The following is a 21,043-nucleotide window of genomic DNA, read 5'->3' as shown; positions in this document are numbered from 1 at the left end:
GCGCCGCCCACTCACCTGCTACCCGGTAGCGTGGTGTGTGAACCCTGCTTACTTTCCCGTCGGTTCTGGCCGTGATCGATATGCGCCCGATCGACCATGGGAACCCGGTTTCCCCGTTGGCATCGGTTCGGCCGTGAGGCCGGATGGAGAGGAGCCTGCTCATGACCATGCTCCCCCGCCAAGCCCTGACAAGGCTTGCGCTGCGAGCGCACCGATGGATCGGCTCCCGGTCCCCTGACGACGCTGGGCGAGATGGGGCGGCAGGTCACGATCGAGGTCCATGCCTTGCCCCGCCAGCAGCATCCCCCTGAGGTTGCCCCGGCCTGTCTCGACACGCGAAGCGATGCCGCGCGCACAGGCCACCGGCTTCCTCACATGGTAGCGGTCATCCTCCTCCAGTCTGGCATTGCGATCGACGATGAGGATCGTCAGCGCTGCCGCTTCCCTGCCTATTCGGCAGCAAAGCGATCCCCACTCGCGGGCGGAGATGCCAAGGTCGCTGCAAGCCTCGCAGGACGCTTCGACCAGATTGGCGAGGGTCGGGCCTCCGTATCGCTCGACCCGCATCCTGTACGGGGTCGAGGCAAGCAGGATGGCCTGCCGGGGCGAGATCGTCGCCGGCTCCCCCTCCGGCCTGCCGATACAGGGATTCTTGGAAGTTCTTGGTAGTATATATGGTGCGTCCGAAAATTCCGACGCGTCGGAAGAAAGTGCGTCCGCATCGGAAATTTTTGCAGCACCACACGCTTTGGCAATGACGGCGTGGACTGCGCGAAGGGCATCAAGGATCTCTTCGAGGCGCGCCCGGTCGGTCATGCGCGACGTCCGTCCTCGCGGCAGGATGGCATCGGAACGGGCCATGGCATCGTCATCGCCGCTGGCGCGGATCCGGCGGCGCGTGAGCTGAATCTCCGTTCTGAGGATCTCCAGTGCCAGCGCTTCCTGTTCGAGCCGTCCCTGGGACTCGAGAAGCCTGTCCAGCATGGCGGGCTGGAGCAGGGGGCCAAGGTCGATGCCTTCGACCCAGCAGATCTTCCCGGCTGCATCACGGACACCGCGTCGGCGTCCGCCGCTGCCGATCGTGCGGGCAATCAGGCCTTTGTGCTCAAGAGCGCATTCGATGTTATGGACCTGCCGCACCGTGCAGCTCAACTCGGTGGCCATGGCTGTCACGCCCATCCAGTGGGCGCAAATCGAACCTGAGTCGAAATCCGTCTCGCGGCAGGACCAGATCGCAAGCGTCAGATAGCGGACCTGACGATCATTAAGCCCAAGCCCCTGCCGCCCGACCCTGCAAACAAGGCGAACAAGCGACTGGCGGTCTTTGATTTTGTCCGGAAGCCCCGCGTGCGTCAGCGTGATGCTGCTCATGCGCCGCCTCCCGCAAGGTTCTGCCTTGCGCTTAAGGCCTGCCTACCGTAGATTATGCAGATAGCCGCACAGCTATGGTATTTGCCGTCGGGCGAGGTTGCAGCCTCGCCCGAGGCTTTTTGGCGTGTCGGTGGTGGCTCGTCTCGCAGAGTGCTGACGAAAGTGGTCAGCAGATGGTCCGCAGTTATGGCTTTGTTCGCCATAAAATCACGCTCCGTTCTTCCGCCATTCGACGGAATTTGAGCGTTTTAGCGTTTGGGTTCTCGTTTACACCGAGAGGGTCGGGGGTTCGAGCCCCTCACCGCCCACCACTTCCAGCATCACCATTTTTGGCATCACCATTTTTGGCATCACCATTTTTGGAAGTGGCATCCGGGAACATCCCGCAAGAATCGCATGCCTTGTGTCCGGCAGTAGGCCCACCGGGCTGTGCTCTTGGGGGAGCAGCGACCGCCGGCACCCAAAAGGCCCGAACCGATCGCCGGATTTCACCAGCAACGGCGCGAGCCTTTCAAGCGGGCGGCGATGGGATCGTTCAGGCTGCGTTCCAGCCGATCACCGCCTTCACTTCGAGATACTCGGCAAAGCCGTGCTCGCCCCACTCGCGGCCGTTGCCGGAGCGCTTGTAGCCGCCGAACGGCGCGTGGAAGTCGAAACCGCCGTTGACCCAGATCGCCCCGGTGCGCATCCGACGCGAGACGGCACGGGCGGCGTCGAGGTCTTCGCCCGAGACGTAGCCGCCCAGGCCGAAGTTGGAATCGTTGGCGATTTCAACGGCATGATCGACATCGTCATAGCCGATGATGACAAGCACCGGGCCGAAGATCTCCTCGCGCGCGATGACCATGTCATTGGTGCCGACAAAGACGGTGGGCCTGACGTAGTAGCCCTTGTCGAGCCCTTCGGGCTTGCCGGGACCGCCCGCGATCAATTTGGCGCCTTCCTCGATGCCCTTCTCGATGTAGCCCTGGATGATCTCGTACTGGCTCTTCGAGACGACCGGGCCCATCGCGAAGTTGCCCTTGGGGTCGCCGACAGTGACGCCGTTCGCGGCCTCGGTGGCGGCGGCGATGGCCTCGTCCATGCGTGCATTCGGCACCAGCAGGCGCGAGCCGGCCGAACAGGTCTGGCCGGAATTGCCCATCATGCCCCCGGTGGCAGCCGCGACATTGGCCGCGAGCGAGGCATCGTCGAGCACGATCCATGCCGACTTGCCGCCGAGTTCGAGGCCGACGCGCTTCACGGTATCGGCCGCGTCCTTCTGGATCTGCACGCCCACGGCTTCCGACCCGGTGAAGGAGATCATGTCGACGTCCTCATGGGTGGAGAGCGCGGTGCCGATCTCGCTGCCCTTGCCCTGCACCATGTTGAACACGCCCGCCGGAACGCCCGCGTCGTGCAGGATTTCGGCGAGGATCTGGGCCGAATAAGGCGCGAGTTGCGGCGGCTTCAGGATCATCGTGCAGCCGGCGGCGAGTGCCGGGAAGATCTTCACGCAAGTCTGGTTCATCGGCCAGTTCCACGGCGTGATCAGCCCGCAGACGCCGATCGGCTCCTTGCGGATCAGGGTGACCCCGCGCTGTTCCTCGAACCGGAATTCCTTCAAAACTTCGATCGCGGTGGAAAGGTGGCCCTTGCCCAGCAGCGTGTGGAACCCGCAGGCGAGCGACATCGGCGCGCCCATCTCCTCGCTGACGGCCTCGCCCAGTTCGGTCTCGCGCTTCTGGTATTCGGCGAGGATCGCCTCGAGCAGGTCGAGGCGCTCCCTGGCGCTGGTCTCACTGAAAGTGGCGAAGGCGCGGCGCGCGGCGGCGACGGCCTTGTCGACATCGGCGGCCGAGCCGAGCGAGATCGTGCCGGAGACGTCCTCGGTGGCCGGATTGACGACTGGTGCGGTGCGCGGCGCGATGGGATCGACCCACTGACCGTCGATGTAGAACTGGGTGTAATGGCGCATCGTTCTCTCCCGTTCCCAAGCCAAAACCGCCCCGCTCTCGGGTTGAGAGGGGGCGGTTTCGCTCAGGTCTGCATGTGTTTTCCGGCGTCCGGAATTACTGCGTTCCCTCAGCGTACCAGGTGCGGAATTCGGAGTAGTTCGGCATCTCTTCGGAATTCGCGGCCGGGTCGATCGGCACGTGGATCACGGTGCAGCCGCCACGCTCGTAAGCGCGCTTGATGGCCGGGCCGATGTCCGCCGCCTTCTCGACATAGTCGCCTGCCGCGCCGAAGCCTTCGGCGATCTTGTCGAAGCGGACCTTGTCGGACCAGTGCACGCCGGTTTCCTTGGTGCCCTTGCCGAAAGTGCGCTTGTAGACGCCCACTTCGAGGCCCCACTGGAAGTCGACGCCGACCACGATCACCAGCGGCAGGTTCTTGCGCACGGCGACTTCGAGTTCGCCGACGTGGAACAGGAACGAGGAGTCCGAGGTGAGCAGCATGCCCGGACGCTGCTTGCCGGTCTCGGCCTGGTCGGCGAGCATGGCGCCGGTGGCATAGGGCAGGCCGGTGCCGATATGGCCGTAGTTCTGGTTCCAGATCACGTCATGCGGCTTGGCCTGCGAATAGGTCCACTGGAAGATCACGGTGGCGCCGCCGTCACGGATCAGGATGCCGTCCTTCGGGAAGGCCTTGGTCGCTTCGGTGACGAACTGGCTGGTGTGCATCTTCGCGGTCGAACCGTCCGGCTTGGTCGCGGCTTCCTCGGCCAGATCGACCAGTTGCTGGGCGTCCTGCTCGATATAGGCAGCAAGCTTGGCCGAAGGGGCGCGGGGGCTGTCCTTCAGCGCGCGAACCAGCTGCGGCACCACCGCGCGGACGTCGCCCACCAGCGGCACGTCGATCGGGCGGTTGACGCCGATCGCGGTCGGGTCCTGCTGGACGTAGATCCACTTGCGGTTGGCCTCGTTGTCCACCCAGTGGCGCCAGCGGCCATAGTGGCTCGGCTCGCCCAGTTCGGTGGCGAGCGCCACGCAGCAGTCGCTTTCGACAACGGCGTCGATCGAGGCTTCCGAGAAGCCATAGGGGAACGTGCGGTCCTCGATGCCCTCGATGAACGAAGTGCCGCCCGAGGTCTGGATCACCGGGCACTGCATCAGTTCGGCCAGTTCGCGCACCGCCGCGCCGGACTTCGAGGTGTGGACGCCGTGGCCGACCAGCAGCACCGGGTTCTTGGCACCCCGAATGATCTCGGCCGCTTCGGCGATCCGGTCGCCATCGGCACCCTGGTTGGTCAGGCGGTAGCGATGTGGCGGCAGCACCGGCGGCAGGTCGAGTTCCTCGAGAATGACGTGCGCGGGATACTCGATATAGGCCGGTCCGGGCGTGCCCGACATGGCCACGCGGATCGCCTCGCGGACGATCTCGTCGGTCTGGTCGGCATATTCGATCGAGCTGGAGAACTTCACCGAATCCTCGATCATCGGCTCCTGCCGCACGAACTGGATACGGCCGCGGCGCACCCGGCGCTCGGTGATGCGGGCGCGCTGGCCGCCCATGAAGATCACCGGATCGTTCTCGACCTTGGCGCACTGGATCGCCGGCATCATGTTCGCCATGCCCGGCCCGAGCGTGCCGATGCAGAGTGCGGGCTTGCCGGTGATGCGGGCAGCGGCGGCCGCCATGTGGCCGGCCGAGGCCTCGTGGTGCGGCGAAACGACGGTCCAGCCGCGCGCTTCCGCTTCGAGGAAAAGGTGGACGAAGTTGGGATCGGGAATGCCGAACAGGGTCTTGATGCCCTCGGCCTCGAACAGGTCGAGAATGCGCTTGTAGACCGGGGTCCCCTTGCGCGCCTTGGCGGGAGCTTCGGGCGCTTCGGCCATGGGTTGATCGTCGTACATCGTCTTGCCTTCCTCTCGATCCGTGTTCTGCCCGCTGGACGGGTGAATCAGGTTGCCGCTTTTTGCCCCGAGGCACGGCCTGAACAGGGGATTAGCCCAAGCCTCGGGACACTGTCAGGTGAAATCAACAGTACTGTTCACTTGGAATCGACTGCTATCGCCGGGGCGACGCTCGAGCCCTCCGGGGTCAGTTCGCCCAGCACCGCTTCGTTGTCCTGCCCCAGCGTCGGCGCGGGTCCGCGAACCTTGCCGGGGGTGGCCGAAAACCACGTCGGCACGCCCGGAAAGCGCACCGGGCCCTGCGCGGTCTCGACTTCCTCGAAGAAGCCGATGGCGTTCAGATGCGCGTTGTCGAAAAGCGCGTCGGTGGAGCGCAGCGGGGCGCAGGGGATGTGCAGGCCGCGCAGGGTATCGAGCCATTCCTGCGTGGTGCGGGTCAGGAACGTCTCGCCCAGCAGGCCGTAAACCCGGCCGATCTGGCGCGCGCGCTTTTCCAGCGTCGAGAACTCTTCACCCAGTTCACCTCGTGCCCATTCCGGCTGCACCGATTCGACAAAGGCGTTCCAGTGCTTGTCGTTGTAGACCAGCGCGGCGACGTAGCCGTCCCTGGTCCTGTAGGGCCGCCGGTTGGGCTCAACCGCGCGGTGGTAATGTGCGGGCGTGGTCGGCGGCGTGAACATCGCGCCGTTGGCGTGTTCCACCAGCATGAACGAGGTCATCGCCTCGAACATGGTGACTTCGACTTCCTGCCCCTCACCGGCCCCTCTGCCCCCTGTGCGCTCCCGGTGATAGAGCGCCATCATCGTCGCGTAGAGCGCGTGAAGGCCCGCCACCTTGTCCGCCATGATCGTGGCGACATAACCCGGCTCACCATTCATCAGGCCCTGCACATGCGGGATGCCGCATTCGGCCTGGATGGTATCGTCATAGGCGGGCTTGTCGCCCTCCGGCCCGCGGCGCGAATAGCCGTAGCAATTGGTGTAGATAATGTCGGGCCGGATCGCCCGCACCGCTTCGTAATCGAAGCCCAGCTTGCGGATCGCGCTGCCGCGCATCGAATGGATGAAGACGTCCGCCGTGGCGATCAGCCGGCGCAGCACATCGCGGTCCTGCTCCTGCCGCAGATCGAGCGTGACCCCGCGCTTGCCGCGATTCACATTGACGTAGATGCCACCCATGCCGGGCACCGGACCTTCGGTGATCCAGCGGGTATTGTCGCCCTCCGGCGGCTCCACCTTGATCACTTCGGCGCCCATGTCCGCCATGATCTGCGTGGCATAGGGGCCGAAGACCACGCTGGTGAGGTCCACCACGCGCAGCCCCGCCAGCGGTCCACTGGCCGCCCCCTTACCCTCGTTTTCCTTGCTCGCGGTCAAGGCCCTCTCCTTCTTGTCATGCCATGGGTAACGCACCGCCGGAGCGAAAACCATTCGTATTTGCGTTTGATAGACGCATATCGGCACGATGATGGTTGTGAGCGATGGGCCGCGCTGCTAGTCCCGTGAGTGGGAAGACAAGAGGATTGCCATGGATTTCGCCTTTACCGACGACCAGCAGAACATCCGCGAGGCGGTTCTGAGGCACTGTTCGCAGTTCTCTGACGAGTACTGGCTGGAAAAGGATCGCAGCGGCGAATTCCCCGCCGAGTTCCACAAGTCGATGGCCGATGCCGGCTGGCTGGGTGTCGCCATGCCCGAAAGCGTGGGCGGTGCCGGGCTGGGCATTACCGAAGCGGCGGTGATGATGCAGGCGGTGGCCGAAAGCGGCGGCGGCATGAGCGCGGCCTCCTCCATCCACTTGCCCGTTTTCGGGCTGGAGCCGGTGATGCTCTACGGCACCGAGGAACAGCAGCAGCGCATGATCCCGCCGATCCTTTCGGGCGAGGAGAAGATGTGCTTCGCGGTGACCGAGCCGAACACCGGGCTGGACACCACCAGCCTCAAGACCCGCGCCGAAAAGGTGCCGGGCGGCTACCGCGTCAATGGCGAGAAAGTGTGGATCACGCAGGCCCATGTGGCCGACCGGATGCTCATCATCGCCCGCACCACCCCGCTGGAAGAGGTGAAGAAGAAGACCGAGGGCCTCAGCCTTTTCTACACCAGGCTCGATCGCAACCACATCGAGACGCGCATCATCCCGAAGATGGGCCGCCACGCGGTGGGATCGAACATGATGTTCATCACCGACCTGTTCATCCCGGACGAGGATCTGATCGGCGAAGAGGGTCAGGGCTTCCGCATCCTGCTCAAGGGCCTCAACCCCGAACGCGTGCTGCTGGGCGCCGAAGCGACGGGTCTGGGCCGCGTCGCCATCCAGCGCGCCTCCCGCTATGCCCGCGAACGCGTGGTGTTCGGCCGGCCGATCGGCCAGAATCAGGGCATCCAGCACCCGCTCGCCAAGGCGTGGATGCAGGTGGAGGCCGCCAGCCTGATGGTGTTCAAGGCCGCCACCCTGTTCGACAAGGGGCTGGACTGCGGCGTGGAGGCCAATGCCGCCAAGTATCTGGCCGCCGAAGCCGGGTTCGAGGCGTGCCAGACCGCCATGATGTCGATGGGCGGCATGGGTTATGCGCAGGAATACCATGTCGAGCGCTACCTGCGCGAAGTGATGATCCCGCGCATCGCCCCGGTCAGCCCGCACCAGATCATGAACTTCATCGCCGAGAGGGTTTTGGAACTGCCCAAGAGTTATTGAGGAAACGGGCTATTCAATCCTCCGTGAACCCTGCGTAATCACATCACGTCGTCCCCGCGCAGGCGGGGACGACGAGGGAAAAGGATCCGAAACTTGCCGTTCCAGCACGAACCCATCGCCGCCCGCTCCTGGCTTTTCGCGCCGGGCGACAGCGAGAAGAAGATGACCAAGGCGATGGAGGGCGAGGCCGACATTGTCCTGATCGACCTCGAAGACGCCGTCGCGACCGATGCCAAGGCCGCCGCGCGGGTGATGGTGCATGACTTCATCAAGGCCAACCCCGAGCAGCGCGGCCGCCTCTGGGTGCGCGTGAACCCGCTGGACGGGCCGCATACGCTGGCCGACCTCGTGGCGGTCATGCCCGCCCGTCCCGGCGGGATCATGCTGCCCAAGGTCTATGGCCGGCAGGATGTGGAGACGCTGGACCGCTATCTCGAAGCGCTGGAAGTGGCCAACGGCATCGAGCAGGGCTCGACCCCGGTGATCGTGCTGATCACCGAAACGGCCGAGGCGATGTTCCACACCGGCGACTACAAGGGCGCGCCGCGCGTGGTGGCGCTGACCTGGGGCGCGGAAGACCTGGCCGATTCCATCGGCGCCTCGTCCAACCGCAATGCGGACGGATCCTATTCCTTCACCTACGAACTGGCCCGCAGCCTGACCGTGCTGGGCGCGGCGACCGCCGGCGTCACCGCGATCGAGACGATCAGCGCCGACTTCAAGGATCTGGAAGCGCTCAAGGCCCGCGCCGAAAAGGTCCGCCGCGACGGCTATCGCGGGATGATGGCGATCCACCCGGCGCAGGTTCCGGTAATCAACGCGGCGTTCACGCCGACCGAGGCCGAGATCGCCGAAGCGCAGGAAATCGTCGACGTCTTCGCCGCCAATCCCGGCGTCGGTGCCATCGGCTGGAAGGGCGGCATGCTCGACCGCCCCTACCTCGCCCGCGCGCAGCGGCTGCTGCGGCAGGCCGGGAAGCTGTAGGATGACGCTTCGGCTTGCCGCATCCCAGCTCGACCTCTCGCGGTTCCTGAAACCGGGCGACCGCGTGGTGTTCGGCCAGGCCTGCGGCGAGCCAACCACGCTGGTTGAGGCGCTGATCGAGCAGGGGGAGGCCATCGGCGGCCTCCACGCCTTCATCGCCACCAGCTTTTCCGGCCTGTTCACGCCCGAAAGCGCGCGTGCCTTCCGCCTCTCCAGCATGGGCGCGATCGGCGCGCTGCGGAGCATGACCAAGGCCGATGCACTGGACGTGATCCCCGTCCACGTCAGCCAGATCGCCTGCCTGATCGAGGCCGGGATCATGCCTTGCGACGTTGCGATGATTCAGGTCAGCCCGGCCGATGCGCAAGGCAATCACAGCTGCGGCCTGATCTGCGACCACGTGCGCGCGGCGGCGGCCAAGGCGCGCCTCGTGATCGCCGAAGTCAACGAGCAGGTTCCCTACGTTCCCGGCGAGACGATCCCCGGCGGGCTGATCGACGTGGCCGTCCACGTCAGCCGCCCGCCGGTGGAAGTTGCGCCTGCGAAGATCGGCCCCACCGACGAAGCCATCGCCCGCCACTGCGCCGAATTCATCGGCGACGGCGCGGTGCTGCAGACCGGCGTGGGCGCGGTGCCGGACGCGATCCTGCGCCTGCTGCACGACCGCCGCGACCTTGGCGTCCATTCGGGCATGCTGGGCGATGGCCTTGTCGACCTTGCCGAAATGGGCGTGCTGACCAATGCCCGCAAGGAGATCGACCGGGGCGTCTCGATCAACGGCGCGCTGATCGGCACGCGGCGGCTCTACGACTGGGCCGCGCACAATCCGGCAATCCGCATGACCCCCACCAGCTATACCCACGATGCCGGCACGCTTTCCCGCCTCTCCCGCCTTGTCACCCTCAACTCCGCGCTGGAAGTGGACCTCACCGGGCAGGTCAATGCCGAGCAATCGGGCATGAGCTATCTTGGCGGTACCGGCGGGCAGGTCGATTTCGTGCGCGCCGGAGCGCGCTCGCCGGGCGGCGCCTCGCTGATCGTGCTGGCCTCCACCGCCAGGGGCGGCACGCTGAGCAAGATCGTCCCCGCCCTCTCCGGCCCCGTCACCACGGCGCGGACCGAGGTGGACGTGATCGTCACCGAATATGGCGCGGCGCAATTGAAGGGCCAGCCCCTGGCCGAACGCGCGAAGCGGCTGGTTGCGATCGCCCATCCCGACTTCCGCGAAGACCTGTCGCGCACCGCTCATGAAATCGGGAAAAGGGGCTTCTGACATGTCCGATGCGGTACTCTACGATGCGCGCGCCGACGGCATCGCGATCCTGACCATCAACCGCCCCGAACAGCGCAATTGCCTGAGCCGCGAAGTGCGCGAGGGGTTGCGAGAAGCCTGGGCGAGGTTCGAGGCCGACGCCTCCGCCCGCATCGCCGTGCTCACCGGCAGCGGCGACAAGGCCTTCTGCGCGGGCGGCGATCTCAAGGAAATGGTCGAAACCGGCATGGCCGTGCCGCCGCGCGACCTTTACGCGCTGCCTTACGACACCATCGAACTGACCAAGCCGACCATCGCCGCCGTCAATGGCCATGCTTTTGCGGGCGGCTGGATGATCGCGCAGGCCTGCGACCTCTGCGTCGCCGGCACCAATGCCAAGTTCGCGATTACCGAGGTGAAGGTCGGGCGCGGCAGCCCCTGGGCCTCGCCGCTGATCCACATGATCCCGCAGCGGATCATGATGGAGATCATGCTGACCGGAAAGCCGATCACGGCCCAGCGTGCATACGAGATCGGCCTCGTCAACCGCCTGGCCGAACCCGGCGCGGTGCTGGACGCGGCCATCGAACTGGCGCTGGAAGTGCTGGAAGGCGCGCCGCTCTCGGTCAAGGCCGCGCGCGAGACGGTGATGCTGTCGACCGAGATGGGCCGCTCCGCCGCGCTTGCAGCCGCGCGGGCAGCGCATGAGCACACCTATAACAGCGCCGATGCGCAGGAAGGCCCGCGTGCCTTTGCGGAAAAGCGCAAGCCGGTGTGGTCGGGTAAGTAAGCGGCCGAGGACGTAATCTCGCTCCGCCCAAACTCACTCCGTCGCCCCCGCGAAGGCGGGGGCCCCGCTTGCCTTCTCGCCACGCCCGCCAAGAAAAGCGGGATCCCCGCCTTCGCGGGGATGACGAGGATTGTTGTGCAGTGGAGGCCGTCGGGTCCGAATCAGCCCAACGGAACGCAGTTCAAAGCTTCGGCAAGGTCACCCCAAGCTGGCCCATGTACTTGCCCGCGCGGTCGGCATAGCTGGTCTCGCAGGGCTCGTTGCCCTTGAGGAACAGGAACTGGCACGCACCTTCGTTGGCGTAGATCTTGGCCGGCAGCGGCGTGGTGTTGGAGAATTCCAGCGTCACGTGCCCTTCCCAGCCCGGTTCGAGCGGGGTGACGTTCACGATGATCCCGCAGCGCGCATACGTGCTCTTGCCAAGGCAGATCACCAGCACGTCGCGCGGCACGCGGAAGTATTCGACCGTGCGGGCAAGCGCGAAGGAGTTGGGCGGGATCACGCAGACGTCGGTCTCGCGGTCCACGAAGGAATTGCTGGCGAAGTCCTTGGGATCGACCACCGCCGAATCGACATTGGTGAAGATCTTGAACTCCGGCGCGACGCGCGCGTCATAGCCGTAGGACGAGAGGCCGTAGGAAATGCACCCGTCGCGGCGCTGGGCCTCGACGAAGGGCTCGATCATTCCGTGTTCGAGCGCCTGCTCGCGGATCCACTTGTCGCTGAGGATAGACATGGCGAACTGATTGCCGATGGAACCGGGCGAGGCAAGGGCGGCCTGCGATATTGTCCACGAATGCCGCGCCGCTTCGGTTTTAACTTCGGCATTACCCCGGCTCTGGTATGGCCTTGGCGATGACCGAATCCGCTCCCGCCCGCATCCTCCTCGTCTTCGGCACCCGGCCCGAGGCGATCAAGCTGTTCCCGCTGGTCCATGCGCTGAAGGCCGATCCGCGCTTCGAATGCGTGGTCTGCGTCTCCGCGCAGCACCGCCAGATGCTCGATCAGGTGCTGGAGATCGCCGGGATCGTGCCCGATCACGATCTCGACGTGATGCAGCCGGACCAGACGCTGGACGCGCTGACCGCCAACCTGCTCACCGGCCTCGGCAAAGTGATGGACGCGGTGAAGCCCGACCGCGTGATCGTGCAGGGCGATACCGCAACCGCCATGGCGGGAGCGCTCGCCGCCTATTACCGCAAGCTGCCGGTCGATCATGTCGAGGCGGGGCTGCGCTCGGGCAATATCCACCACCCCTGGCCCGAGGAAGTGAACCGCAAGATCATCGGCGCCATGGCCAGCCTGCACTTCGCGCCGACCGAAACCTCCGAGGCCGCGCTGCTGCGCGAGAATGTCGATCCCGCGCGCGTCCACGTCACCGGCAATACGGTAATCGACGCGCTGCACTGGGTGGTCGCCGAAATCGAGCGCCAGCCCGAACTCGCCGCTGGGCTGGCCGATCTGGAAGCGCGCTTTGCCGGCAAGCGGATCATCGGCGTCACCAGCCACCGGCGCGAAAACTTCGGCGAGGGCATGGAGCAGATTGCCCAGGCCATCCGCGAGATCGCCGCGCGGCCCGACGTGGCGGTGATCTTCCCCGTCCACCTCAACCCCAACGTGCGCAAGGTAATGAACGAGCGCCTCTCGGGGCTGGACAACGTCGCCCTGATCGAGCCGCTCGACTATCCGCACTTCGCCCGCCTGATCTCCATCGCCGAGATCATGCTGACCGATTCGGGCGGCGTGCAGGAAGAGGCCCCCGCGCTGGGCAAGCCGGTGCTGGTCATGCGCGAGACCACCGAACGGCCCGAAGGCGTCGCCGCGGGAACCGCCAGACTCGTGGGAACCACGGCCAGCAAGATCGTTACCGAATTATCAACCCTGCTCGACGATAACATGGCATACGAGTCCATGGCGCGCGCCCACAATCCATTCGGGGACGGGCAGTCCTCGCGTCGAATCGTGGAGTTGCTTGCCAGTGAAATCGGACAACAAGCCTGACGTCTGCGTGGTGGGGCTGGGCTATATCGGCCTCCCCACCGCCGCCGTGATCGCCCGCGCCGGGTGCAAGGTGCTGGGCCTCGACGTCTCGCAGGCGGTGGTCGACACCATCAACCGCGGCGAAATCCATATCGAGGAAGTCGATCTCGACGGGCTTGTGCAGGGCGTCGTCTCGCGCGGGCTGCTTTCGGCCTCCACCGCGATCGCTCCCGCCGACGTGTTCGTGATCGCGGTGCCAACGCCGTTCGACAAGAACCACGCCCCCGACATTTCCTATGTCCTCGCCGCCGGCCGCTCGGTCGCGCCGGTGCTCAAGGCGGGCGACGTGGTGATCCTGGAATCGACCTCGCCGGTCGGCACTACCGAGCAACTGCGCGACCTGATCGCCGAGCTGCGCCCGGACCTGAAGATTCCCGGTCTGACGCGCGATACGCCCGACGTCTCGATCGCCTACTGCCCCGAACGCGTGCTGCCCGGCCGCATCCTTGAGGAACTGACCAACAACGACCGCTCGATCGGCGGAATCACCCCGCGCTGCGCGCGCAAGGCGCTGGCCTTCTACAAGCGCTTCGTGCGCGGCGAATGCGTGACCACCGATGCCCGCTCGGCCGAGATGACCAAGCTTGTCGAGAACGCCTACCGCGACGTCAACATCGCCTTCGCCAACGAACTGTCGATGGTGGCGGACCGCATGGGGCTGGACGTGTGGGAAGTCATCCGCCTCGCCAACCGCCACCCGCGCGTAAACATCCTGACCCCCGGCCCCGGCGTCGGCGGCCACTGCATCGCCGTCGATCCCTGGTTCATCGTCCACGGCGCCCCCGACGAGACCCCGCTGATCCGCACCGCGCGCGGCGTCAACGATCACAAGATGCACCACGTGATCGCCAAGGCCGAGGCGTTGCTGGAAGCCGATCCGCACGCAAAAGTCGCCTGCCTAGGCCTTGCCTTCAAGGCCAACATCGACGACTTCCGCGAGAGCCCGGCCCGCTTCGTCACCAGCCGCCTCGCCCGCAAGTTCGGCAGCCGCATCCACGTGGTGGAGCCTTACGCCGCGCAGCTTCCCATCGAATTCACCGATACCGGCGCCGTGCAGATCGACATCGACGATGCGCTGGAGACCTGCGAGATCCTGATCGTGCTGGTCGACCACGACGTGTTCCGCGTGGTCCCGCTGGCCGAGCGTGCGGACAAGCTGGTCTACGACACGCGCGGCATCTGGCCGGATCAGCCGCGCGTGGTGCGGGAAGAAGCGGCGAAGCTGGCTTTGGCTGGTTGAAGAAGGACAAGGGATAAAGCAGGGGAGCATAGCCCCCCTGCACCCCCGATACCGTCTTCGTGGTGCCCTGCACTACCCGTTTCGCGCTCATGGCTTACGTCGGGAGACATAGTGGCTGCGCCGCAAGGAGCGCACTACGCTTAGGTGGCGCGCAACAAAGACGTTTCGAGGGTCTGGGGGATCATCCCCCAGGACTTCCTCTTCAATTCTTAAAGCAAAACGGCCTTCACACCGTCGATCACATACTGCGCAGCCAGAGCCGCCAGCAACACGCCGAGCAGACGCGTAATCACCGCCTCCACCTTGTCCCCAAGCACCCGCATCAGCGGACCGGCAGCGGCGAGCGCGGCGAAGCTCAGCACCATCACTGCGACCATCGCGGCAAGGATCGCCAGGGTCTCTTCCATGCCGTGCGCGCGTGAGGTGAGCAGCATGATCGTGGCGATCGACCCCGGTCCCGCCAGCATCGGCATCGCCATCGGGAACACCGAGACGTCATCGACCTCGGGGGTTTCCATGTTATGGGCAATGATCTTCTCGGCCCGTTCCTCGCGGCGCTGGGTGCGCTTTTCGAAGACCATGTCGATGGCAATCATGAACAGCATGATGCCGCCCGCAATGCGGAAGGCATTGAGTTCGATGTGCAGCGCGCCCAGCAGGCGTGCGCCGAACAGGGCAAAGACCACGAGGATGGCCGCCGCGATCAGGCAGGCGCGGGCCGCCATCGAGATCGCCTGCGAGCGGTTCGCCTCGGCCGAAAGACCGGCGTAGATCGGCGCGCAGCCGGGCGGGTCGATCACCACGAAAAGCGTGACGAAGGCGCTGAGAAAGATTTCGTACATATGTTTACGGGGCCTTCGGCGCGGCGACGTCGCTGCGCATCACTTCGGTCATGGTGCCGTTCTTCATCAGCGAGACGACAAGCGAGCGGGACTGGTCGGCACCGACGCGGTACGACCATGTGAGCGTGCCGTCGTCGGAGCGCCCTTCTCCGGCCATGCCCGGGGCCCCCTTGGCGGGTTCGGGGCGCTCCATCTGCGGACGCGGGCCGCCCCGGGGGCAATCGGCCACCGAGGCGGAGAGCATGTCGCTGTCCGGCAGCGGCTGCGCCAGCGTGTCGCCCTGATCGAGCACCCAGCGGTAATCGCTCTTTTTCCAGCGCTTCTGCCAGATCGTGGTGAAATAGCCGACCGTCCCGTCCGGCCGCTGCCACGCCCCCTTGGTGACCCCCAGGGTGCCGTCGCAGCTCATCCAGACTTGCGCCGCCTGCCACTGCACGGCGGTGGGCGGGTCCTTGCGGCCACCCAGCCATTGCTGCGCGCGGACGGGCTCGGGCACAAACATCACCGCGTCTTCGGCGGCGGTTTCGCGAAAGGCGGTCCACTGCCCCTTCTCGCGCGCCAGACGGGCGAAGGCGATCTCCGCCGCGATCAGCGCGCTGGGGTTGGCCGTGCCGACGCCGGGCGCCCGCTCGGGGCGGCGCGCCAGCGCCGGTGTCGCCACCAGCGCCAGCACCGCTGCTCCCGCGAGAACCCGGCGCAGGATCAAAGCGCGCTCTCGTCGAAGTCGAGACCGGCGTTGCGATGGGCGGCAACAATGGTGTTGCGCAGCAGCACCGCGATCGTCATCGGGCCGACGCCGCCGGGAACCGGGGTGATCGCGCCGGCGACCTCGCAAGCCGAGGCAAAATCGACGTCGCCCACCAGCCTGGTCTTGCCTTCCTCGGCCGCGGGGACGCGGTTGATGCCCACGTCGATCACGGTGGCACCCGGCTTCAGCCAGTCACCCTTGACCATTTCCGGACGTCCGACCGCGGCCACCACGATGTCGGCGCGGCGGACGACCTCGGGCAGGTCCCTGGTGCGGCTGTGGGCGACGGTGACGGTGCAGCTCTCCGCGATCAGCAGCTGCGCCATCGGCTTGCCGACGATGTTCGAGCGGCCGATCACCACGGCGTCGAGACCCGAGAGCGAGCCGAGCTTGTCCTTCAGCAGCATCACGCAGCCCAGCGGCGTGCAGGGCACGAAGCCCGGCAGGCCGGTGGCGAGACGCCCGACATTGACGACATGGAAACCGTCCACGTCCTTGTCGGGGTTGATCGTGGCGATCACCTTCTGCTCGTTCATGTGCGCAGGCAGCGGCAGCTGGACAAGAATGCCGTCGACGCGCGGATCCTCGTTCAGTTCGCGCACCAGCGCCAGGAGGTCCGCCTCGGCGGTGTCGGCGGGCAGCTTGTGTTCGAAACTGGCCATGCCGGCGGCGAGGGTCTGCTTGCCCTTGTTGCGGACATAGACCTGGCTGGCCGGGTCTTCGCCCACCAGCACCACGGCGAGGCCGGGCTTGCGACCGGTGCGCGCCTCGAAGCCGACGGCGGCGGTGCCGACCCGCGCGCGCAGGCCTTCGGCAAAGGCCTTGCCGTCAATGATGCTTGCCTGCGTCATCAGTAATAGGCCCTTGCAAGGTTGCCGACGATGATCTGCACGATCGTCAGGCCAATGATCAGCGCCATCGGCGAGAAGTCGATCGGCGAGGTGTTCGGCATGATCCGGCGGATCGGCCGCAGCATCGGCTCGAGGATCGCGTTGAGCGCGGTCCACACCGCAGAAACGAACTGGTTGTGCATGTTGACCACGTTGAACGCGATCAGCAGGCCCAGCACGAACTGCACGATCACCACAAAGAGGATGATGCTGATCAGGTAGTCGATTATCTGGTAGAGGGTGAGGAACAGCAACGCCGGCTCCTTGAAATCCATAGGGATGCGTTCAGGCCCGCGAGCGGCGGACTTTCCAGCACTTTCTCAGGCGCTGATAGCCGAATGGCGGGCGCCGGGGCAAGGGCACGTCCACGATGGACGGATAGGCATCGACCAAGGGCCAAGGGCCAAAGGCCAAGGCCGGAATGCCCGGCGCGCCTCACGCCATGCTATTGCGGCAGCGTGGAACTGCGCTCGATCCGCCAGGTGAGCTGCTCGGCGCTCGCCCCCGGCACGTCGTTGACGCGGCGCAGGACAATAGTGCCCCGGCGCGAAGGGCGACCATCGGCGAAGTCAATCACCAGCGGCGCCTCGTAATAGAGCGATCCGGCGGCGCCTTCCATGTCGCCCTTGCCCACCGCGATCTTCGGACCGGCATCGCCGCCGAATTCCTTCGCCAGCTTCTCCGGGGTCATCTGCGCGTCGAGGCTCCAGGCGCGGGCGGCATCCGCCCAGTCACCCACGCGCAGGGCATTGGTGTAGAAGCGCAGCAGGCGTTCCGGATCGCGGCGTTCGTTCAGCGCTTCGAGGTCGAGCTTGGCGACGGCATCGGCATCGGCATTGGCCGCAGCGGTCGCGCTGTCGCTGGGCGTATCGTCGGTGACCGCAGCCGCCTCGCTCGCTTCCATGCTCGCCGCGCCGCTGGGCTGGGCGTCCGGCTCCTTGCTGCAGCCCGCGAGCAGAAGCGCGAAAGCCGAAACGGAGAGAACCGGGGCGAGAAGGAAACTGGTACGCATTGTAATCGAAAGGGCCTTTCTGCCGGAATGTCCCCCCGCTGCAGGTGGCTTAGGTCTGATCCGAAACTATCGTTTCGGATCGTTCGGCACCAGCCCTCTCCCCCACCCTGCCACCCGGCGATAGGACCCTGTGGGTGGCAGGGTGGGGGAGAGGGCTGGTGCCGAACCAAAATTCGCCTTTGGGGCGAATTTTCAATCAGACTCTTACCCGGCCCGGATCAACGTACCGGCGCCTTCCTGCGTGAATATTTCCAGCAACATGGCATGGGAAACCCGCCCGTCAAGCACGACCGCCGCCTCGCAGCCCGCTTCCACCGCATGGACGCAGGTTTCGAGCTTGGGGATCATGCCGCCGGAAATCGTGCCGTCCTGCTGGAGTACCTTGATATCGGCGGGCGTGAGATCGGTCAGCAGTTCGCCCTGCTTGTCGAGCACGCCGTGCACGTCGGTCAGCAGGAACAGCCGCGCGGCGCCCAGCGCGGCGGCAATGGCGCCGGCCATGGTGTCGGCGTTGATGTTGTAGGTCGCCCCGTCCTCGCCCGGCGCGATCGGGGCGATCACCGGGATCATGCCGGCGGCCGAGATCGTCTCGATCACGCTGGTGTCGATCTTCGCGGGCTCGCCCACGAAACCGAGGTCGACCACGCGCTCGATATTGCTGTCCGGGTCCTTGGCGGTGCGCTGGACCTTGGAGGCGGTGACGAGACCGCCGTCCTTGCCGGAAATGCCCATGGCCTTGCCACCGGCTTCGCTGATCCAGCCGACGATTTCCTTGTTGATCACGCCCGAAAGCACCATCTCGGCGACCTTGGCGGTCTCCTTGTCGGTGACGCGCAGACCATCCACGAAGCGCGATTCGACACCCATGGTCTTGAGCATGGCGCCGATCTGCGGACCGCCGCCGTGAACGACCACGGGGTTGATCCCCACCGCCTTGAGCAGCACCACGTCCTCGGCGAAATCGCGCGCGAGTTCGGGATCGCCCATGGCATGGCCGCCGTATTTCACGACAAACGTGCGACCGGCATAACGCTGCATGTAGGGCAGCGCATCGACGAGCGTCTCGGCCTTCGAGAGCATGGCGGGATCGTGAGGATTCGGCATGGGCGCGCTTTAGACCCCTTGCGCGGAATTAAAACCCGTTTCCGGCCTCGGAAGACCGATTATTTCGCGGGGTTTGCTCAAACACCGTCCAGCTTGCGACCCAGCTTCACGAACAGCCAGATGAACGGCGGCACCATGATCGTGGAGAGCAGGACCTTCGAGATGATCTGCCCCTCCATGATCTGCCAGAGCGGCAAGACGCCGGCAAAGGAGATGGTGATGAAGATCAGGGTGTCGACGATCTGGCTGAGCAGGCTGGCGATCCAGGCGCGGACGATCAGCAGGCCGCCCTCGCGTCCGGCGGCAAGCCGCGCGAACACGGTGACGTTGAGCGTCTGCGACACACCGTAGGACACCAGCCCTGCAAACTGCATGCGCGCGCCCTGGCCCAGCAGGCGGGCATAGGCCTCCTGGTCCTGCCAGAACGGCGCGGGCGGAACGACGTTGATCACCAGCGCCAAGAGGCTCATCGAGACGATCAGCGGGATGAAGCCAAAGCGCACCAGCCGGTTGGCGACAACCGTGCCGTGCAGCTCCGCCACCGCGCTGGAGATCACCACCAGCAGCAGAAACGCGAAGATTCCGGACTCCACCGCAAGGTCACCGACCAGCGGCCAGTGCCCCAGCGAGGCGATCTTGATGCCCAGCACACCGGCCAGGACCACGAGCCCGCCGTAGAGGGGCGTGAAGACCAACATCGAGCGGGGAATGAGAATCGCGCGGGACTGCGCGCTTGCCGGGGCTTGCGGTTCCATGGCGATGCTCTAACGGGCTTGGCACAATTGCACTAGCCGTCACGAATGCGCGCCTCTAGGTTTGCGCACAGATTCAGCATGTTTTTTGGAGACCCGGGGACGATGCACGTCGCCTACAGCCTGCTCGGCATCGTTCTCATCATGGCCGCCGCCTTTCTTCTGTCCACGAATCGCAAGGCCATCCGCCTGCGCGTGGTGGGCGCCGCCTTTGCGCTTCAGGCGGGTCTTGCCGCGCTTGTCCTCTATGTTCCTTTCGGCAAGGACCTGCTCGGCGGCGCCGCGGCGGGCGTGGAAAGCCTGCTCGGTTATGCCCATGCCGGTGTCGACTTCCTGTTCGGGCCGCTTGCCAGCCCGGAGATCGGCGGCCACTCCTTCGCGATCTCGGCGCTGCCGGTCATCATCTTCTTCGCCTCGCTGATCTCGATCCTCTACTACCTCAAGATCATGCCGCTGGTGGTGCGCTGGATCGGTGGCGGCCTCGAAAAGATCACCGGCATCAGCAAGGTCGAAAGCCTCTGCGCCGCCTCGAACATCTTCGTGGGCCAGAGCGAGGCGCCGCTGGTGATCCGCCCCTATCTCGCCGCCCTCAATCCCTCGCAGCTGTTCTGCGTGATGAGCGTGGGCCTGGCCGGCGTCGCCGGCACGATCCTGGCCGCCTATGCCTCGATGGGCATCCGCATCGACTACCTCGTCGCCGCCGCCTTCATGTCGGCGCCGGGCGGTATCTTCATGGCCAAGATGATCATGCCCGATCCGCGCCCCGTTGCCGAGAACGGTACCGAGGGTGAGGCCGACGTGCATGAAGGCACCCTGCCGCCCGCCGGTGCCGCCGCCGCCGCGCTCAACCGCGCGGACGTGACCCACCTTCCGGGCGTCCACGTCGACGAGCCCGAAGCGGTCGAGCACGAGGAAGAAAAGCCCGCCAACATCATCATGGCCGCCTCGCAGGGCGCCCAGACCGGCGTGAAGCTGGCCGTCGCCGTCGGCGCGATGGTGCTGGCCTTCGTGGCGCTGATCGCGCTTGCCAATGGCCTGGTCGGCTGGATCGGGGCGCTGTTCGGCTTCACCGGCGTGACCTTCCAGGGCCTGCTCGGCTATCTGTTCGCCCCGGTCTTCTACCTGCTCGCCGCGCCCGACTGGCACGAGGCGATGCAGGCCGGCAGCCTGTTCGGCAGCAAGATCGTGCTCAACGAATTTGTCGCCTTCATCGACCTTGGCCAGATGAAGGAACTTTCCGCGCGCACCGTTGCCGTCGTGACCTTTGCGCTCTGCGGCTTTGCCAACTTCTCGTCGATCGCGATCCAGATGGCGGTGACCGGCGGCCTCGCGCCCAACCAGCGCCCGATCATCGCGCGTCTCGGCGTGCGGGCGCTGTGCGCGGGCAGCCTTTCGAACCTGATGAGCGCAGCGCTGGCCGGGCTGTTTCTTGGATTGAACTGAGGAAAGGGGATGATCTCGGGGCCTCAGGCCCCAGACCCCATTAGC

19 protein-coding genes are annotated in these 21,043 nt (G+C 65.8%); 7 read left to right on the top strand and 12 right to left on the bottom strand.

Annotated elements, in window-relative coordinates; all coding sequences use genetic code 11:
• Nucleotides 1–159: 159 nt before the first annotated feature.
• The 4 genes from CA833_RS09240 to CA833_RS09225 all read right to left on the bottom strand — a co-directional run bounded on the left by CA833_RS09240 (nucleotide 160) and on the right by CA833_RS09225 (nucleotide 6,583).
• A complete protein-coding gene (locus tag CA833_RS09240) occupies nucleotides 160–1,371 on the bottom strand; it encodes a helix-turn-helix domain-containing protein (RefSeq protein ID WP_207077806.1) in 1,212 nt (403 codons plus the stop codon).
• A 535-nt stretch (nucleotides 1,372–1,906) separates the two neighbouring features.
• Complete coding sequence (locus CA833_RS09235; protein WP_207077805.1) at nucleotides 1,907–3,328, bottom strand: aldehyde dehydrogenase family protein; 1,422 nt, start codon at nucleotides 3,326–3,328, stop codon at nucleotides 1,907–1,909.
• A gap of 94 nt (nucleotides 3,329–3,422) precedes the next feature.
• On the bottom strand, nucleotides 3,423–5,207 hold the full coding sequence (locus tag CA833_RS09230) for a thiamine pyrophosphate-binding protein (RefSeq protein ID WP_207077803.1): 1,785 nt from the start codon (nucleotides 5,205–5,207) through the stop codon (nucleotides 3,423–3,425).
• 137 nt (nucleotides 5,208–5,344) lie between these two features.
• Nucleotides 5,345–6,583 carry a CaiB/BaiF CoA-transferase family protein gene (locus tag CA833_RS09225; RefSeq protein WP_242526012.1) on the bottom strand — a complete coding sequence of 413 codons (1,239 nt, stop codon included), beginning with the start codon at nucleotides 6,581–6,583 and terminating at the stop codon, nucleotides 5,345–5,347.
• A 151-nt stretch (nucleotides 6,584–6,734) separates the two neighbouring features.
• On the opposite strand from CA833_RS09225, the gene CA833_RS09220 reads away from it, so the two are divergent.
• The 4 genes from CA833_RS09220 (at nucleotide 6,735) to CA833_RS09205 (ending at nucleotide 10,927) form a co-directional block, all read left to right on the top strand.
• Nucleotides 6,735–7,901, top strand: coding sequence for an acyl-CoA dehydrogenase family protein (locus tag CA833_RS09220; RefSeq protein ID WP_142635771.1), 1,167 nt, complete (start codon nucleotides 6,735–6,737; stop codon nucleotides 7,899–7,901).
• A 93-nt stretch (nucleotides 7,902–7,994) separates the two neighbouring features.
• The gene (locus tag CA833_RS09215) at nucleotides 7,995–8,885 is read left to right on the top strand and encodes a CoA ester lyase (RefSeq protein WP_207077797.1); all 891 of its coding nucleotides are present in this window, start codon (nucleotides 7,995–7,997) and stop codon (nucleotides 8,883–8,885) included.
• 1 nt (nucleotide 8,886) lies between these two features.
• Nucleotides 8,887–10,158, top strand: a complete 1,272-nt coding sequence (locus CA833_RS09210; protein ID WP_207077795.1) for an acetyl-CoA hydrolase/transferase family protein — start codon at nucleotides 8,887–8,889, stop codon at nucleotides 10,156–10,158.
• Nucleotide 10,159: 1 nt separating this feature from the next.
• The gene (locus tag CA833_RS09205; RefSeq protein ID WP_207077794.1) at nucleotides 10,160–10,927 is read left to right on the top strand and encodes an enoyl-CoA hydratase/isomerase family protein; all 768 of its coding nucleotides are present in this window, start codon (nucleotides 10,160–10,162) and stop codon (nucleotides 10,925–10,927) included.
• A 181-nt stretch (nucleotides 10,928–11,108) separates the two neighbouring features.
• On the opposite strand, the gene dcd is transcribed toward CA833_RS09205, so the two are convergent.
• Nucleotides 11,109–11,663, bottom strand: a complete 555-nt coding sequence (dcd, locus tag CA833_RS09200) for a dCTP deaminase (protein ID WP_142635779.1) — start codon at nucleotides 11,661–11,663, stop codon at nucleotides 11,109–11,111.
• 119 nt (nucleotides 11,664–11,782) lie between these two features.
• On the opposite strand from dcd, the gene wecB reads away from it, so the two are divergent.
• Nucleotides 11,783–12,928 (top strand): non-hydrolyzing UDP-N-acetylglucosamine 2-epimerase, encoded by a 1,146-nt coding sequence (gene wecB / locus CA833_RS09195; protein WP_207077793.1) that lies wholly within the window; start codon nucleotides 11,783–11,785, stop codon nucleotides 12,926–12,928.
• On the top strand, nucleotides 12,906–14,207 hold the full coding sequence (gene wecC / locus CA833_RS09190) for a UDP-N-acetyl-D-mannosamine dehydrogenase (RefSeq protein ID WP_207077792.1): 1,302 nt from the start codon (nucleotides 12,906–12,908) through the stop codon (nucleotides 14,205–14,207). Before wecB ends, wecC begins: the two co-directional genes overlap by 23 nt.
• Nucleotides 14,208–14,416: 209 nt before the next feature.
• Here the strand turns inward: wecC and CA833_RS09185 are convergent, their stop codons facing one another.
• From CA833_RS09185 to CA833_RS09155, 7 genes are all read right to left on the bottom strand, one after another.
• Nucleotides 14,417–15,049, bottom strand: coding sequence for a MarC family protein (locus tag CA833_RS09185; RefSeq protein WP_142635787.1), 633 nt, complete (start codon nucleotides 15,047–15,049; stop codon nucleotides 14,417–14,419).
• A gap of 4 nt (nucleotides 15,050–15,053) precedes the next feature.
• Nucleotides 15,054–15,755, bottom strand: a complete 702-nt coding sequence (locus tag CA833_RS09180; protein WP_242526011.1) for a hypothetical protein — start codon at nucleotides 15,753–15,755, stop codon at nucleotides 15,054–15,056.
• Nucleotides 15,752–16,648 (bottom strand): bifunctional methylenetetrahydrofolate dehydrogenase/methenyltetrahydrofolate cyclohydrolase FolD, encoded by an 897-nt coding sequence (gene folD, locus CA833_RS09175; protein WP_142635789.1) that lies wholly within the window; start codon nucleotides 16,646–16,648, stop codon nucleotides 15,752–15,754. The genes CA833_RS09180 and folD overlap by 4 nt, the downstream gene beginning before the upstream one ends.
• Nucleotides 16,648–16,941 (bottom strand): YggT family protein, encoded by a 294-nt coding sequence (locus CA833_RS09170; protein WP_142637926.1) that lies wholly within the window; start codon nucleotides 16,939–16,941, stop codon nucleotides 16,648–16,650. The genes folD and CA833_RS09170 overlap by 1 nt, the downstream gene beginning before the upstream one ends.
• 191 nt (nucleotides 16,942–17,132) lie before the next feature.
• Nucleotides 17,133–17,699, bottom strand: coding sequence for a hypothetical protein (locus tag CA833_RS09165; RefSeq protein WP_207077791.1), 567 nt, complete (start codon nucleotides 17,697–17,699; stop codon nucleotides 17,133–17,135).
• A gap of 204 nt (nucleotides 17,700–17,903) precedes the next feature.
• Nucleotides 17,904–18,803 (bottom strand): acetylglutamate kinase, encoded by a 900-nt coding sequence (gene argB / locus CA833_RS09160; RefSeq protein WP_142635793.1) that lies wholly within the window; start codon nucleotides 18,801–18,803, stop codon nucleotides 17,904–17,906.
• Between the two features lie 77 nt (nucleotides 18,804–18,880).
• A complete protein-coding gene (locus CA833_RS09155) occupies nucleotides 18,881–19,558 on the bottom strand; it encodes a queuosine precursor transporter (RefSeq protein WP_142635795.1) in 678 nt (225 codons plus the stop codon).
• A gap of 102 nt (nucleotides 19,559–19,660) precedes the next feature.
• Here CA833_RS09155 and CA833_RS09150 point away from each other — a divergent pair, with 102 nt between their 5' ends.
• On the top strand, nucleotides 19,661–20,998 hold the full coding sequence (locus tag CA833_RS09150; RefSeq protein ID WP_207080029.1) for a NupC/NupG family nucleoside CNT transporter: 1,338 nt from the start codon (nucleotides 19,661–19,663) through the stop codon (nucleotides 20,996–20,998).
• Nucleotides 20,999–21,043: the final 45 nt, after the last annotated feature.

The organism is Novosphingobium sp. KA1 (assembly GCF_017309955.1).
Classification (GTDB): domain Bacteria; phylum Pseudomonadota; class Alphaproteobacteria; order Sphingomonadales; family Sphingomonadaceae; genus Novosphingobium.
This window is presented reverse-complemented; position numbering and strand designations above follow the sequence as displayed.

Coding starts and splice junctions, on each gene's coding strand:
- CA833_RS09210 (WP_207077795.1), top strand. CDS start 8,887: ATGACGCTTCGGCTTGCCGCATCCCAGCTCGACCTCTCGCGGTTCCTG.
- CA833_RS09235 (WP_207077805.1), bottom strand. CDS start 3,328: ATGCGCCATTACACCCAGTTCTACATCGACGGTCAGTGGGTCGATCCC.
- folD (WP_142635789.1), bottom strand. CDS start 16,648: ATGACGCAGGCAAGCATCATTGACGGCAAGGCCTTTGCCGAAGGCCTG.
- CA833_RS09155 (WP_142635795.1), bottom strand. CDS start 19,558: ATGGAACCGCAAGCCCCGGCAAGCGCGCAGTCCCGCGCGATTCTCATT.
- CA833_RS09150 (WP_207080029.1), top strand. CDS start 19,661: ATGCACGTCGCCTACAGCCTGCTCGGCATCGTTCTCATCATGGCCGCC.
- CA833_RS09220 (WP_142635771.1), top strand. CDS start 6,735: ATGGATTTCGCCTTTACCGACGACCAGCAGAACATCCGCGAGGCGGTT.
- CA833_RS09230 (WP_207077803.1), bottom strand. CDS start 5,207: ATGTACGACGATCAACCCATGGCCGAAGCGCCCGAAGCTCCCGCCAAG.
- wecB (WP_207077793.1), top strand. CDS start 11,783: ATGACCGAATCCGCTCCCGCCCGCATCCTCCTCGTCTTCGGCACCCGG.
- dcd (WP_142635779.1), bottom strand. CDS start 11,663: ATGTCTATCCTCAGCGACAAGTGGATCCGCGAGCAGGCGCTCGAACAC.
- CA833_RS09240 (WP_207077806.1), bottom strand. CDS start 1,371: ATGAGCAGCATCACGCTGACGCACGCGGGGCTTCCGGACAAAATCAAA.
- argB (WP_142635793.1), bottom strand. CDS start 18,803: ATGCCGAATCCTCACGATCCCGCCATGCTCTCGAAGGCCGAGACGCTC.
- CA833_RS09165 (WP_207077791.1), bottom strand. CDS start 17,699: ATGCGTACCAGTTTCCTTCTCGCCCCGGTTCTCTCCGTTTCGGCTTTC.
- CA833_RS09185 (WP_142635787.1), bottom strand. CDS start 15,049: ATGTACGAAATCTTTCTCAGCGCCTTCGTCACGCTTTTCGTGGTGATC.
- CA833_RS09205 (WP_207077794.1), top strand. CDS start 10,160: ATGTCCGATGCGGTACTCTACGATGCGCGCGCCGACGGCATCGCGATC.